The sequence below is a fragment of the Ensifer sp. GW823-FHT05D09 genome (assembly GCF_058795755.1).
Window position 1 is genome coordinate 14,034 of record NZ_JBXAIA010000008.1, and the last position, 14,051, is coordinate 28,084.

At 61.3% G+C, this 14,051-nt stretch carries 18 protein-coding genes; 11 read left to right on the forward strand and 7 right to left on the reverse strand.

All coding sequences use genetic code 11. The features are described 5' to 3' along the window. Positions 1-234: 234 nt before the first annotated feature. Entirely contained in the window at positions 235-381 is a 147-nt protein-coding gene (locus AC1Q80_RS21275; protein ID WP_173423414.1) for a DUF1127 domain-containing protein, read from the forward strand. 251 nt (positions 382-632) lie between these two features. Next, positions 633-1,535, forward strand: coding sequence for a methylenetetrahydrofolate reductase (locus tag AC1Q80_RS21280; RefSeq protein WP_492361739.1), 903 nt, complete (start codon positions 633-635; stop codon positions 1,533-1,535). Between the two features lie 16 nt (positions 1,536-1,551). Here the strand turns inward: AC1Q80_RS21280 and AC1Q80_RS21285 are convergent, their stop codons facing one another. Together AC1Q80_RS21285 and AC1Q80_RS21290 are read right to left on the reverse strand one after the other, a co-directional pair. After that, positions 1,552-2,025: a Rid family hydrolase gene (locus AC1Q80_RS21285; RefSeq protein ID WP_210264627.1), complete on the reverse strand. Its 474-nt coding sequence runs from the start codon at positions 2,023-2,025 to the stop codon at positions 1,552-1,554. A gap of 47 nt (positions 2,026-2,072) precedes the next feature. Then, positions 2,073-2,666 (reverse strand): TetR/AcrR family transcriptional regulator, encoded by a 594-nt coding sequence (locus tag AC1Q80_RS21290; protein WP_209790249.1) that lies wholly within the window; start codon positions 2,664-2,666, stop codon positions 2,073-2,075. A gap of 233 nt (positions 2,667-2,899) precedes the next feature. On the opposite strand from AC1Q80_RS21290, the gene AC1Q80_RS21295 reads away from it, so the two are divergent. The 5 genes from AC1Q80_RS21295 to AC1Q80_RS21315 all read left to right on the forward strand — a co-directional run bounded on the left by AC1Q80_RS21295 (position 2,900) and on the right by AC1Q80_RS21315 (position 7,161). Next, a complete protein-coding gene (locus AC1Q80_RS21295) occupies positions 2,900-3,616 on the forward strand; it encodes a lysoplasmalogenase (RefSeq protein ID WP_492361740.1) in 717 nt (238 codons plus the stop codon). After that, complete coding sequence (locus tag AC1Q80_RS21300) at positions 3,600-5,030, forward strand: coniferyl aldehyde dehydrogenase (protein ID WP_492361741.1); 1,431 nt, start codon at positions 3,600-3,602, stop codon at positions 5,028-5,030. The genes AC1Q80_RS21295 and AC1Q80_RS21300 overlap by 17 nt, the downstream gene beginning before the upstream one ends. A gap of 306 nt (positions 5,031-5,336) precedes the next feature. After that, complete coding sequence (locus AC1Q80_RS21305) at positions 5,337-5,822, forward strand: DMT family transporter (RefSeq protein WP_209790246.1); 486 nt, start codon at positions 5,337-5,339, stop codon at positions 5,820-5,822. Further along, the gene (locus tag AC1Q80_RS21310; protein ID WP_492361742.1) at positions 5,819-6,241 is read left to right on the forward strand and encodes a DMT family transporter; all 423 of its coding nucleotides are present in this window, start codon (positions 5,819-5,821) and stop codon (positions 6,239-6,241) included. The genes AC1Q80_RS21305 and AC1Q80_RS21310 overlap by 4 nt, the downstream gene beginning before the upstream one ends. 422 nt (positions 6,242-6,663) lie before the next feature. Beyond that, on the forward strand, positions 6,664-7,161 hold the full coding sequence (locus tag AC1Q80_RS21315) for a DUF2165 family protein (protein ID WP_492361743.1): 498 nt from the start codon (positions 6,664-6,666) through the stop codon (positions 7,159-7,161). A 54-nt stretch (positions 7,162-7,215) separates the two neighbouring features. Here AC1Q80_RS21315 and AC1Q80_RS21320 read toward each other — a convergent pair whose 3' ends face one another. After that, positions 7,216-7,527, reverse strand: a complete 312-nt coding sequence (locus AC1Q80_RS21320; protein WP_173423405.1) for a hypothetical protein — start codon at positions 7,525-7,527, stop codon at positions 7,216-7,218. Between the two features lie 112 nt (positions 7,528-7,639). Further along, positions 7,640-8,113: a GNAT family N-acetyltransferase gene (locus AC1Q80_RS21325; RefSeq protein ID WP_492361744.1), complete on the reverse strand. Its 474-nt coding sequence runs from the start codon at positions 8,111-8,113 to the stop codon at positions 7,640-7,642. Positions 8,114-8,771: 658 nt separating this feature from the next. Between AC1Q80_RS21325 and AC1Q80_RS21330 the strand changes: the two genes are divergently transcribed. Beyond that, positions 8,772-9,191, forward strand: coding sequence for a VOC family protein (locus tag AC1Q80_RS21330; protein ID WP_492361745.1), 420 nt, complete (start codon positions 8,772-8,774; stop codon positions 9,189-9,191). A gap of 141 nt (positions 9,192-9,332) precedes the next feature. Then, entirely contained in the window at positions 9,333-9,542 is a 210-nt protein-coding gene (locus AC1Q80_RS21335) for a hypothetical protein (protein ID WP_209790243.1), read from the forward strand. Positions 9,543-9,825: 283 nt separating this feature from the next. Here the strand turns inward: AC1Q80_RS21335 and AC1Q80_RS21340 are convergent, their stop codons facing one another. Continuing rightward, entirely contained in the window at positions 9,826-11,079 is a 1,254-nt protein-coding gene (locus AC1Q80_RS21340) for a D-amino acid dehydrogenase (RefSeq protein WP_492361746.1), read from the reverse strand. 215 nt (positions 11,080-11,294) lie between these two features. Between AC1Q80_RS21340 and AC1Q80_RS21345 the strand changes: the two genes are divergently transcribed. Continuing rightward, positions 11,295-11,756, forward strand: coding sequence for an Lrp/AsnC family transcriptional regulator (locus AC1Q80_RS21345; RefSeq protein WP_077502660.1), 462 nt, complete (start codon positions 11,295-11,297; stop codon positions 11,754-11,756). A gap of 159 nt (positions 11,757-11,915) precedes the next feature. Here AC1Q80_RS21345 and AC1Q80_RS21350 read toward each other — a convergent pair whose 3' ends face one another. Together AC1Q80_RS21350 and AC1Q80_RS21355 are read right to left on the reverse strand one after the other, a co-directional pair. Then, positions 11,916-12,173: a hypothetical protein gene (locus AC1Q80_RS21350; RefSeq protein WP_173423400.1), complete on the reverse strand. Its 258-nt coding sequence runs from the start codon at positions 12,171-12,173 to the stop codon at positions 11,916-11,918. A 732-nt stretch (positions 12,174-12,905) separates the two neighbouring features. After that, entirely contained in the window at positions 12,906-13,892 is a 987-nt protein-coding gene (locus tag AC1Q80_RS21355; protein WP_327795845.1) for a GH25 family lysozyme, read from the reverse strand. Between AC1Q80_RS21355 and AC1Q80_RS21360 the strand changes: the two genes are divergently transcribed. Next, a complete protein-coding gene (locus AC1Q80_RS21360; RefSeq protein ID WP_234903115.1) occupies positions 13,813-14,001 on the forward strand; it encodes a hypothetical protein in 189 nt (62 codons plus the stop codon). The two genes, AC1Q80_RS21355 and AC1Q80_RS21360, sit on opposite strands and share 80 nt — an antisense overlap. The last annotated feature ends 50 nt before the right edge of the window (positions 14,002-14,051 follow it).

The window sequence follows — 14,051 nt, forward strand, 5'->3', positions numbered from 1 at the left end:
CTGGGTAAAACTGCTCTCAAAGGGCGGTTGATCACCGTGATCGTTCTCTTTGACTCAGCTTTCCGACCGCCGCAGTGCCCTGGGGAACAACGATCCATGCACGGCTTGCAGGGGTGGGCTGAGGTCTTGGCGCTACTGCCAGCGGGGGTGATCGCCTATATTCCTCTCATCGAAGCGAACGAAGCGCCAAGGACTGGCAGCTGAGCTTCGAAAGCCCAAGGAAAGGGGATCATCATGAACGTAGCACGCTCTTTCAACAACTGGCTCAAGTACCGGCAGACGGTCTCCGAACTGGGCCGCATGTCCTCTCGCGAGTTGCGCGACCTCGGCATCGAACGCGCCGACATCCAGAGCATTGCCCGTGGTGCCTACGGCCGCTAATCGCGCCTGAGACCATTGACCAATTCATGAAGCGCCCGCTTGGAAACAAGCGGGCGCTTTTGATTCCGGTTTACAGCTCGATGCATCGCTTGTGCTTTGCCCAGTCTTGCTCTCGGAGCGCGTCGAGCCTGCGACGCTTGGCGCGTCGACGCGGCAGCCGCCCATCGGGTAGATCATCGACGATTGCAGGGAAACGATCGGGGCGTTGCGATAACTCAGCCCATGCGTCGCCGCGCCGGCAAAGGATGCCCATGACTGCGTTTACACGACACGATTCAGAGACTGCGCTGTTTCACAACTATTCGCTGGAGATTACCGGCAAGGATATCGGGCAGATCGAAGCTGCGAGGTCCGCCATTCCCGCCGGAACGCCGATCAACATCGCCTTCCTCGGAAACGAGACCCATGCACAACGTATCGACGCGGCGGCACGGATCCGGCAATGGGGGTTCGAACCCGTCCCGATCATTTCATCCCGGCGGCTGAGATCGGTCGAGGACCGGGACGAACTGCTCGCCGGCCTGATCGTTGCTGCGCGTCCGACGCGTTTCATGTTCGTGGGCGGCGATCCGTCGTCACCCGCCGGTCCTTATGGAGACTCCCTCGATCTGATTGCCGGCGGCATCATCACAGACCACGACATTGTCCATGTCGGGATCGCGGGCTACCCCGAAGGTCACCCGAGGATCGACCGAGCGCGCCTGTGGGAAGCCCTGGAGCTGAAGATCGGGCTCTTGAAAGCCCGTGGCTGCACGGTGGAGATCACGACGCAATTCGGCTTCGACGCGGACGCAATCGTCGATTGGATCGCGCAGGTCAGAGGCAAGGGTATCGATGTACCTATCCGCATCGGCGTGCCTGGACCTGCCGACGTCAGACGGCTGTTGCGGTTCGCCACACAATTCGGTGTGGTCTCGTCGGCGGCGATCGTCGGGAAGTATGGCTTCTCTCTGGCCAATCTCATCAACAAGGTAGGTCCGGATCGTTTCATGACCCGTCTCGAAGACGGGATGAGGGGGCGCGATCTCGGCAGGGTCAGGCTTCATCTTTACCCCTTCGGCGGCATTGCCGAGACGGTTGCCTGGGCGGACGGCGCCGCTGGCCGGCACATGACCGGAAGCGCACGTGTCCTCGACGAGACCCGATATCCTTGACGGGCCTGGAAGCCCATCAACCGGACGTAGCCAGAGGTGCGAATGCCGTCGCCTTGATCTCGACCAGTCCGCCGTCGGGATTGAGTTCGGCAACGGCAAGTTCGACCGCGGCGGGATAGGGCGCGGCAAAGAACTCGTCTCGCACCGCGGCGATCGCGGCCAGTTGGCCGGCCTTGTCCAGGGCCAGGCGGTCGCTTCCAAACACATGAAACATCTGGAGTTCGATAACGTCCTCGAGGCGCGCGTCACACGCATCGAGCAATCGTGCGATCAGCGTGAAAACGCGGCGCAGTTCGAGACGAAACCTTTCGGCGTCCATCGGTCTGGTGTCGTCGTTTGCGGCGACAATGCCGGAGAGATAGACGAAATCACCGGCGCGGCGGGCGGGCGCGTAGTGAAACTGATCCACATCCGCCTGAAATTCCTCCGGTATTACGACCTTTCCGGTCCGGGTGGGCACAGCGTTGACGGTCGTCTCAAAGGTCTGCATCGTCATCTCTCTCAATTCGTCGTGACTGCCGCAGCGGCAATCTGTCTTCATTGTTGCAGGGCGGTGAGGGACGGGCCGACAAGAGCTTCCAGCTCCGGCCGGCGCGCGCCATCACGCGCCTGCATGGAAATGGCCTGCATGATGGCGCCGTAGTAGCTGGCCAAGGTCGCTATGTCGGTGGTTTGCGGGAGATCGCCGTCTGCTACGCCGCGCTCGAGCCTTGCGCGCACGCGCTCCACGGTTTCTTTCCGCAGGCCCTTCAGCAGATCGTAGAGCGGCTCTGTTTCGGCTTGGCAGTTCATGACGCCGAGGATCAGCAAGCAGCCGTTCGATTGCGGAGCATTGAGCGCGACGTCGATACTGGCGAGAAGCATCGCGCGTATCGCCTGTTGCGCCGTTTCTCCGGTATTGAGCGCGCGCATTGAGCTCGATCCAGCGGTCTCGACGTAGAGGCTGACCGCCTCGCGAAACGCCTGCTCCTTCGAGCCGAATGCGGCGTAGAAGCTCGGCGGCGTGATGCCGATGGCCGCCGTCAGGTCGTTGAGTTGAGCGGCCTCGTACCCTTTTGCCCAAAACACATCCATGATTTTCTGAAGCGCAAGATCGCGGTCGAAACCACGCGGCCGTCCCCGGGTTGCCATGAGCAGTCCTTTCTGTAGTCAGATTTATATAAATCGTCTGACCGCCTACACAAGGCCGTCCCCGTATTTATGTAGCCGCGATTACAGAAAAGACCTCGGCCTCCATATTTGTTCAGCTATGGACAATCTTCGGTGCTTGATTACAGTCCTTCGAATGAGCGGGGAGCAGCAATAGCGGCGGTCTTCACCGGGCGATCGTGGCGGACAAGTCGCGCGAACAACGAGGGGCAGGCATGGAACAAAGCATCACTTTGGGCGCGCGAAACAACGCATGGCTCTATGCGCTGTTTATCCTCCTCGCGGTTCTCGCCATTGCCGGCAGCCTGTTGGCCGGTGGCGATCAATCCGGTTGGCGGTGGCTGCACTACCTCACGAAGCCGACGGCGACGCTGCTTTTGCTCGTCGCCGTCCTTCGCAACATCGCCCCTTCGTCTGGCGCCTATGGGAAGGCGATCGTCGTGGGGCTGGCCTTTGCGGCGGCTGGCGATTTCTTTCTGATGTTGCCGGGCGACTATTTTCTTGCCGGCCTCGTCTGTTTTCTCCTGACCCACTGCGCCTATATCTGGGCGCTCACGCGAGACAGCCGCTTTGCCGCGGACAAGAGGATGTTCGCGCTCTTCACCGTCATCGGCTTTGTCGTCATTGCCGGATTGTGGTCGTCCTTGCCGCCAGGCATGCGCGTTCCCGTCGTGATCTATGCGTTGGCGCTGGCGGCGATGGCAGCACAGGCGATTTCCCGCGATCGGCAGATTGCTATCGGCGCGCCACAGAAATCCGCCGCGCGATCAGCGGCGCTCGGTGGGCTGCTCTTCATGGTCAGCGACACGCTGCTCGCTTACGGTCGGTTCCGCTGGAATATCCCCTATAATGCCGTCTGGGTACTCGGCACCTATTATGCCGCACAATGGCTCTTCGCCCGTTCGACCGAAGGCAATGCGCATGCACGATAGTCATCCGCCTCAGCTACAGCAGAGCTTCGAGCGCTTGCGCTCCGCCTGGCTCGACCAACGTCCAGCCTACGAGCAGCGCCGGGACGATCTGAAGCGCCTGCGCCGTCTCTTCCGCGAACGCCTCGACGAGATGTCGACGGCGGTCAGCGCCGATTTCGGCCATCGCTCCGTCCATGAAACGCTGCTTGGTGAGGGCAGCGTCGTGCTTTCGGAGATCGATCACACGCTCGCAAGGCTCAAGGCCTGGATGAAGCCCGAGCGCCGCGCGGCCGGATGGAAGCTGTGGCCGGCAAAGGCGCACGTCCGGTTCGTTCCTCTCGGTGTCGTCGGCGTCATTTCGCCGTGGAACTATCCGGTCAATCTGGCGCTGGCGCCGCTGGTCGCGGCGATCGGTGCCGGCAACCATGTGCTGCTCAAGCCGTCCGAGCATACGCCGCGCACGTCGGAATTCTTGCGCAGGCTGATCGCCGACGTTTTCCCGCAGACGCGGGCGACGGTGGTGCTCGGCGGCGCCGACCTCTCGGCGGCCTTTTCCGCTTTGCCGTTCGACCATCTGTTCTTCACCGGTTCGACCGCCGTTGGTCGCAAGGTGATGGCGGCGGCCGCGCAGAATCTGACCCCGGTCACACTGGAGCTTGGCGGCAAATCCCCTGTGATCGTCGGGGAAAGCGCGGATTTAAGGCGTGCGGCGGACCGTATCGCGACAGGCAAGTTCTTCAACGCCGGCCAAACCTGCATCGCGCCGGACTATGTCCTGATCCACGAAAGCAAACGCGATGCTTTCGTCAGCCTGCTGAGGCAGCAGCTCGGTGAGCGCTACGGGGTGGGCAACGGTTATCAGGATTATACCTCGATCATCAACGACGCCCAGCACGACCGTCTCGCCGGCCTTGTAAGCGATGCGCGGGCACGCGGGCATGCGCTCATTCCGCTTCTTGAAATGAAACAGGCTTCGCCGTCGCGCGTTCGCCTGATGGAACCCACCGTGGTGCTCGAACCCACTCAAGACAGCGCAGTCATGCGCGAGGAGATTTTCGGGCCGATCCTGCCGGTGATCAGCTATCGCACAACGGACGAGGCGATCAACCATGTGCTCGGCCGCGATCGGCCGCTGGCGCTCTATTGCTTCAGCGCGGATGCGGCCGAGATCGAGGCGATCCTCGCCCGCATCGTCGCGGGCGGCGTCTGCATCAACGATACGCTCTACCAGTTTGCCTGCAACGACATGCCGTTCGGCGGCGTCGGCGCGAGCGGCATGGGCCATTATCACGGTCGGGAAGGGTTCCTGACCTTCTCCAAGTCGATGCCGGTACTGAGGAAATATGATCCCGCACCGAGTGACTTGATCTCGCCGCCCTACAAGGGGCTGACGGACAAGCTTGTTCGTTTCATCACGTGGATTCCGGGCCGCTAACGCAGCCTGGGGCCGGTCCGGCAGCTCTGTCGATCGGCCCTGACGGCGACTGTCATGCTAGAATTTTGCGGTCAGCGTCGCTCGGACGGTTCTGCCTGGCGACGGTCTCAGCCCCAATATCAGGGCGTCCACTAGCTGTTGGATTCCACGGGAGAGGGTGCTCGTTTGAAGCTGGCCGCGGGCGAGCCGCCGGAAATTGGCAGGCAAAAGCAATCGAGCGCTGTCAATCGCGCGCCCGAACCTCTAGGAGAAGCAAACGGCGATTGATGACTGCCGAATGATCGATTTTGTTGCGAGTACCCATTCATGACCACGCCCTCCGCACCTCGGCTGAACCCGTTGCACCTGCTGGCCGCCTTCGGCACCGGCGGGCTCCTGACGCTGATGGTTCATTTCAACGGAGAACTGGGCCGCTACGGCAACGCACTGTTCTCGTCCTGGGCGGCGCACGGCACGGGGACAGTGGCGGCACTTGTGCTGCTCGCTATCCTCTACCCCTGGCGCGCGCGAAATGCAGGGGCAAAACCGCATGCGCCGCTGTGGGCCTATCTTGGCGGGATTTCCGGCGCCATCACGGTCATGCTCACCTCGTTTGCGGTGAACTCGCCGCTTGCATTGTCCGGTACGCTTGCCCTGGGTCTGGCAGGCCAGGTGATCTTCAGCATCGTGGCGGATCGCTGGGGGCTCTTCGGCCTGCCGATGCGTCGTCCGGATCGTCGAGATCTGGCCGCCATGGTGCTGATCCTTGCCGGCAGTGCGCTCATTATCCTCTTCGGCAGGGGCAACGCATGACCCTGCCGATCCTTTTTGCCTGCCTCGCCGGAGTTCTGGTCGGCGTCAGCCGACAGGTCAATGGCCGGCTCAGCCTTTCGACGTCGCCGCTGATCGCGTCGTTCTGGAACCATATCGTCGGCTTCGTCGCCCTGAGCATTCTCGGCCTGTCTATTGGCGGCCTCATTCCCGAAGGGGCGGCGGACGCCCCCTGGCATGCCTATCTCGGCGGCTCGATCGGTGTGGTCTTCGTCGCTGCCGGAAGCTGGCTCATCGCGCGCATCGGTGCCGTCAATACCGCGCTGCTGGTGATCGGAGGGCAGATGGTCTCGGGCGTGGCGCTTGATGTGTTGCAGGGCGTCTCTGCGGGGCTTCTTGCCAGTGTGCTCGGCGTCGCGCTGATCCTTGCCGGCATGGCGCTGACCCAACGCCGCCGTTGAAAAGGCGACAGGCGCAGGCAAGCGTTATCGCCGCGTCAGTGGACAACCACCGCCGCCTCCGTCGTCATTTTGCTGATGGATGTGATTTGCTGACGGGGATGGGCGACAACCGCTTTGCCGATCATGCCTTGCGCAGGCCCTCGTTCGATCCCTGCGCAAGGCAATAGACCCAAGGTCCGCCGACGCCGATGGTGCCACCGATTTCGTGGCCTCAATAAGGCGTCCAGGTATGTGGCGCACGGCGGCGGCGCTGATGGCCAGCTGATCCCCAACTTATTCCCGAAAATGTGGACAGCCTTCATTCCGGCGGAAAAGCACAGGCCGGAAAAAATGACGATGTCGGGTCACATCTGCCTGCTGCCATTCGTCATCTGGGTATCGCGATCAAACGCGTCCGTCTCAACCCATGGTGATATCGAAAAATGACCCAGTTGACTTCGCTCCTCCTGATCAAAGCCGTCCTGCTTTCCGGTCTCGCGCTCTGGCTTGCCATTGTCGTGCTCAACAACGTCGTCGCGTTTCGCAACGGCGTCTTTTCGATTGGTTTGTTGATGCGCATGCAGCTCTTCGATCAGGAGCCCGCCATCCGCACGCCGCTGCTATCGCGCCGCGTCAATGACGCCCTCTGGCATCGTGCGGTCTTCAGCTTCGTTCTGCTGCTGGAGATGGCGACCATGCTGCTTCTGGCCGCAGCAGCGTTTATGTTTTTCGGCGCGCTCCTCGGCATATCGGCGGGTCCCACGGCTGTCATCTGGGCCAATCTCGCTTTCGCAGCCTTCATAGCCCTCAGCCTGGTCATGCTGCTTGGCGGTGCCTGGTTTGCCTACTATATCCGCCAGGACACCCTGCAGATCACCCATTTCATCCTGATCGGGCTTGGCGTCGCCGGCACGCTGCTGGTGAACATGCCGGCTCAATAGAAAAGCTCACTTGGCGTGGCCAACCGTACCGGTCAACCACGTCGGGCCCGGCAGTTATCGCCAGCGCGCATTGCTTTGGCAGGACACGCCGACAAGGACGCCGATAGCAAAGCCGATCAGTCCGGCGGTGCTGACAACCGTCGTCGCCGTGCCTGGATTGTCCTTCGCCGCTTCGACGACGCTCTGTCCCTGTGCACGCACGACACGCGCGGCCGAACGAACCCGCCCTCTCGCATCCTCCGCCAGATCGGCGGCGCTCTCGGCAGCCTCGCCAGCGCGTGCGGAGATCGATCGGGTCAGATCGGCAACCTGTGCCCGCAGTTCGGAGATCTGGTCTTCGACGGATCGCTGAATGTCATTGGCCATTTTTGCACCTCGTTTGTTATAGCAAGGGTGCAACGAAGAAGGGCGGCTTAAGTTCCGCGCGGGATTGCAAACGAGGCGACCGACGGTGCCGTGTTCACGAAGGAGCTACCTTCTAGGATGGCTTGAGTGTCTTGCTCATATTGGTGCCGGTCACGCGAAATCCTGTTGCCTCATAGACGTGCCGGGCACGCGGGTTGTTCTCGGCGACACGCAACTTGATCTGCTCGAACCCTTTTGCCGAGAGTTCGACCTCAAGCGCAGCCATGGCGAGCTTTCCAAGGCCTTTTCCCTGATGATCGGGCAGAATATGGAAGTCGCTGATGAAGGCTGAGCGGCCCATTGCGTCCGGTCGATACCAGAGATAGCCGACATGCGCGGCACTTGCGCTTTCGATCAGGCACAGCAGGACGCTGCCTGGTGTATCGACGCCTTGCGGCAGATCCGCGGCGATCTCGCTCGTTGCCTGCGCCAGCGCGTCTGCAGCCGGGAGCCCGTAGTTGGCGGCGATCTCCGCGGCATAGTCGGGAATGAAATAGGCGAGATATCCAGCATACTCGCTCTCAAGCATCGGCCTGAATGAGATCATGGTTCCTTCGCATATCTGCAGAGTTCGGTGAGCAGTCCGGCTGCTGCCAGTCCGGCGGCACATGCTGTGGAAGGCCTACTGCATGTCTCTTTAAATCGTATCCGGTTCAAGGGTAAAAACAGCCAGTAATTTCAGGTGCGACATTGACCTTCGTGCGTCCATCAGGACGCGCGGCGCTGTAGTGAACGGCCACGTGGTCTCGTGGCAGCGAGGTAGACGTCAATCGCCCGCCCGACCCCATCCTAAAACTGATGGCGATCGCGTTCCTGGGTCTTCTGCCAGACAAAGGCAGTCGAACGCAACAGATCTGTGCGGATTTTGATGCGGCAGCGGGAAATTTCGAAAACAAAAAAGGCCGGCAATGCCGACCTTTTCCCGTTCGCTGCTTTGCCCTGCCAGTACATCCGTGGTCAGCGGTTTAGCGCGAACTCTGACCGGAACACATCCGTCTCACCGAGACTGTCTATGCTCAACGATCAATTCGTTATGCCCCATATGGCGAGCGATTGCGGCCATTTCAAGCCCTGGAAACAAGGTCGTCGATAATCTTCTCCAAAAGTCTTGCGCGTGAGGGGGCGACCAAGGCTGTACCTGACGGCCATTGACGAGCCTCGAGCCGGACCTAAATCCCTGTCGATTGCGAACGGAGGATTTGAGGATGGAACTGCATCGCGGCCGATTGATCGACCATATCCAGCTGGTGATCAAGGATCTCGGCGCCAGTCGGCGGTTCTACGAAGCGGTACTGCGTGCTCTCGAGGTGCCGTTGGGAGGCGTGGGCGAAGACTATTTTTGGGCCGACGAACTGTTCGTCTCGACGGCCGGCAGCCAAGCGGCCCAGGGTAAGCTGACCGGGCGCCACCATCTGGCATTCCAAGCCCGGGACCGCGCCATGGTTGACGCCTTCTACAAAGTCGGTCTGGAAAATGGCGGCAAGGACAACGGTCGACCCGGCGAACGTCCCTATCATCCAGGCTACTACGCCGCGTTCCTGCTCGATCCCGATGGCAACAACATCGAAGCCGTCTATCACAGCGCCGCCAGCCGTAGCACCAGTTCGGTGAAGATCACGTTCTAGGGGCGTTTGTCCGGGGGAGGCGTGATGCCTCGGCGCCCATGATGTCATGGGGCTTCTTGGCAACGCCGGCGCGCAGGCGAGACGTTCACTTGACATTTTTCTAAAAATAGAACAAAAAGAGAACAGATGTGGAGATGAACGATGACCCGCACTGAAATCATCAATCGCGCACTGGCCGCCGTCGCCGACTCCCGCCTGAAGCGAGAACGTGACAGCGAGCGCCGCAAGCAGATTTTTGGCCGTATCGACCTGGCTGCGCCTTTGCCGAAGCTGAGCCGCGGCGTGCAGCTGAGCTTGAACCTCGATGGTGGGCGCAAGCAATTCGACCTGAAAAGGGTGAAATCCCATTGATCCTGAACGCGCACAGGCGATGACCAGCTGATTTTCCTGGAATTGAGCCGGGGATGTATGCGCTCGGGTGCTTTGCCGGCTGCTCTTTGTTCCTATGGCGCGGGCGAGTGCGCGAGCGCTTTCGGCGCCAGCGAAAGAAAGTGGGCGGATCTGCCGCCGCAACCAGGCGACGGAGCCGGCGGCCCCGTCACTGTTTAACGTCTTGTAGAATGGCGGGCCGAGGCGCCGAGTTCGATCTCGGCATCTGCCGGCGCCGCGAGGCGCCGGCCCGTTGCGTGCGCCGTCAATGATATCGGTTGATTGCCAGGTCCGCTGTTTCGATCTCGGGCTTGGAACCGCTGATGAGATCGCTCAATACGCGGCCCGAGCCGCAGGCCATGGTCCAGCCAAGCGTGCCGTGACCGGAGTTGAGAAACAGGTTGGCGAAGCGCGTAGCGCCGATCACCGGCGTTCCATCCGGCGTCATCGGCCGCAGCCCGGACCAGAAGGTTGCCTGCTTCTGGTCGCCCGCGCCGCCGAACAGGTCTTCGACCGAATGTTCGAGTGTGGCGCGACGCGTCTGGGGAAGGTCGTTGCTGAAACCGGCGATCTCCGCCATGCCGCCGACGCGAATGCGATCACCGAGCCGCGTGATGGCGATCTTGTAGGTCTCGTCCATGATCGTCGATACCGGCGCGCGCGTCTCGTCGACGATCGGCACGGTGATGGAGTAACCCTTGACGGGATAGACGGGCAGGCGAAGGCCGAGCGGCTTCAGCAGCGCCGGTGTGTAGCTGCCGAGTGCTGCGACGAAGATGTCGGAACGGATTTCGCCTTCAGCCGTTTCGACGGCGACGATGCGGTTGCCGTCCTGGCGAAGCCGGCGGATGTCGACGCCGAACCGGAACTGGACGCCGAGAGCTTCGGCGCGCTTCTGCAATTCGTTGGTGAACTTGAAGCAGTCGCCGGTTTCGTCATTCGGCAGCCGAAGGCCGCCGACGATCTTGTCGCGGACCGGCTGCAGCCCAGGTTCCGCGGCCACGCAGCCGGCCGGGTCGAGTACCTCGAACGGCACGCCATCGGCCTTCAGCACTTCGATGTCCTTGCCGATGCCATCAAGCTGTTTGGCGGTCCGGAAGAGTTGCAGGGTGCCTTGCGTGCGGTGATCATAGGCGATGCCCGTTTCCTCGCGCAGCGCAATCAGGCAATCGCGGCTGTATTCGGCCAGGCGGACCATCCGGCCCTTGTTGATGGCGTAGCGGGCTGAGGTGCAATTGCGCAGCATTGCGGTCATCCAGCGCCAGGTGGCGGCGTCCACCATCGGGCGGATGATCAAGGGCGCATGCTTCATGAACAGCCATTTGAGCGCCTTTTGCGGGATGCCGGGCGCCGCCCAGGGAGAGGCGTAGCCCGGCGAGATTTCGCCGGCATTGGCAAAGCTCGTTTCCAGCGCCGGACCGGGCTGACGATCGAGGACGGTCACCTCGTGGCCGGCCTTGGCGAGATAGTATGCAGAGGTCACGCCGATCACGCCGGCGCCCAATATGGTAATCTTCATCGCATCCTCAGGATCACAGATCGATCGTCTGGCAGCCTGAGGTCGACACAAGGTGCTTGGCGTTTGCCAGCCTCCCTCCAAGCCCCCCCCCAGCTCCGGCAGAAATCGCTTCAGAGCATAGTGAAATAATCGAGCACGATCATGCGAAGTAGCGCTTGAAAATTCCATCATTGACTGATTTTAGGAGTATTCGGCGGAAAAATGAAAGAATCTGCATGTCCGGTCTTGATGCGATCGATCGCAACATCATTCGCCTGCTGCGCCTCGATGCGCGCATGAGCAACACCAAGCTCGCGGCAGAAGTGGGGCTGTCACCATCGGCCTGCCTGAGGCGCATCAATCTGCTGGAACAGGGCGGCGTGATCCGAGGCTACACCGCGCTGGTGGGAAACGTCGATGGCGACAACGCCATTGCAGTGATCATCAACATCACCCTGGAACGCCAGACGGAGGAGCACCTCAACCGCTTCGAGGCGGCGGTCAGAAAGCACCCGGAAATCCAGGAATGTTACCTGATGACCGGTGGTTCCGATTATCTGTTGCGGGTCGAGGTCGAAAATGCCGGCGACTTCGAGCGCATCCACAAGGAGATCCTCGCAAAGCTCCCGGGCGTCCTGCGGATCCATTCCAGCTTTTCGATCCGCAACGTCCTTGCGTCACGCTCGCGGCGGCGATAGCTCGGCCGTGTGGCTATGGATGGAACGTGTGCCGCTTCCTGATCTCGTGAAAGGTTGCCGGCGGGCAGGGCCAAACGTGTTTCGGCGTGCTGCCTGTCCGCCAGTTCTGTCGTTGCAGAGACGATGGCCGCAGCCATCGCTTTCCCAATTACGTTGGTATCAGTGAAGCGCGCGCTGCGCTGGTGGCGTGGATTGCAGCCACGGCGGAAAAGCCCGGCTTGAAACCAGACGCGCAATCAGGCGTCCGCTTGGCGCAAGCACGTCAACGATCGCGCCACGATACTCGTATTCCTCGGCGAGTTCGTCGGCGATGAGCTGTCCGTAAGCGACTGCGCGGCCGTCATTGGGGTGCTGTTTGCCGGCCTGATCGCGGCTCGTCACGCCGGCCGCATGGATATGGTACATGTAGCGGGGCATGGTCCGCCGCTCCTTTCCGTTTTGCATGGGCTTTCAATGCTTCTCGCATCCACAACCGCTGGCCGGGGGATGTCGGAGACACGCGATGACGGGATTTTATAACACGGTTTGTGGGACCGTTCCCGTGACATGGGCGTGACGGCCGCGGCTGCGGGTGTCACTTGCGACGCAAGTCTCTGATATCATTCAATTTTGCCGCTGGCGGAGGATGGGGGCTCGTCCATGCGAAGGGCAGTTTCAAGCCCGTTTGGGCCGATCTTTCTGTCGTTGGCTGATGTTGCGAGCCATCCGATCGGCGCTGAGTGCATGGCTGGTCTGCGAACTCGGATCTACGAAACCGACCGGTTTCTTGTATAGTCAACTCATCGAAGCGGTGCATCTCCTCCCGCAACGCTTCGATAGTTGCAGGCGCTTTCTCCTCCTCCCAAAGAGCGCTTGCCGGAATGGCAACACTCCTCCTCCCAGTTGCCATTCAATCCATTCAAGAGCCTGCCGCACCTCCTCCCGCGGCAGGCTTTTTCTTTTCCGGCACGGCCTATACGCATGACTGGCGGCATTCAGGGGAAGTCTGGATTTTGGGCGGGAGAGCGCGACTGGTGCATCCAGAAAGAGGGGGCGGCGCGTTTCGCCTTGCAACGCTACCGCAGGGGGATTGCGTCCGAGGCTGACGCATCTTTAAACCGAAATTTGTCGATCCGGGCGCGCTCCGGGCGCCCGGTCGGTTACGATGGCCTAGCTTGCGCGCCGGGCGAGCCAGTTCTGCCAATCGTTCTCATCGCCGTGAAAGACATTGAGGTCGATCTTGCCTTCGACGCCGTGCGAGAGGCCCGATCCCGAATATTGCCAGAAGACCCACTTGCGGCCCGGATATCTCTTTGAGGGGTGAGCCGCCACCGAGCGCAGCCAGAACGGATAGTCGAGCAGTTCGCCCGAAAGGTTGTCGGCATAAAAATCCGGGGCGGTGTAAATGATCGGGCGCTGGCCGTAATGCGCCTCGAGCTTGTCCATGAAGACCTGCATCTTTTCAAGCACGCGGGCGCGCGACAGGCGCCGCTTGCAGCTGGACTCGCCATTGTATTCGACGTCGATCACCGGCGGCAGAGCGCCGGCTTCACGCGGAACATTGCGGATGAACCAGTCGGCCTGCTCGCCGGCAGTCCGGCACCAGTAGAAGAAATGATAGGCACCGCGCTTCAGTCCGGCTTCCTTGGCCTTGCGCCAGTTCTTCTTGAACATCGGGTCTAGGTGGTCGCCGCCATCGGTCGCCTTGATATAGGCGAAGTTGGCACCCTGGGTGCGCAGCTTGGGCCAGTCGATCTCGCCCTGCCAGCGCGACACGTCGACGCCATGGACGGCCATCTTGCGTGGCGATGCCCGTCCGAAATTGATCGGCTTTGCGTCGCGGAAGCGATGCCCGTAAATTTGCGAGCGGGTTCCCGGCGTCGTCAGAACCGCGGGTGTCGCCGGCACGATGGCGGCAACGGGCCGCTCCAACGGCATCGGTGTTGCTGCGGCCCTTGCATCCGGTCGGAAGGCTTCCGGTTCCGGCACCGCCCCTGCCCAGGCGAGCACTTCCTGCGGCGGCGCAGCTTGCGCCTGGGCGACGCCGACACTGGCCGAAGGCACGGGAGATGTCGGCATGACCGAGCTCGTCGTTTCGCGCGACGGCTGTTGCGGCACGATCGTGTCCAGCGTCGAACTGGACGTGCAGCCTGCCAAAACCAGACAGGCAAGGAACATTGCTGGCACAGCTGAGAAACGCATGAACACCCGTACGCAAAACATTGTCGACGGCGAGGAACAGTGCCGCCAGACCCCATTGATGTGAAATTGCTAACGGAAACTTACCGGAAAAGACTAAATACAATCTTTACGACC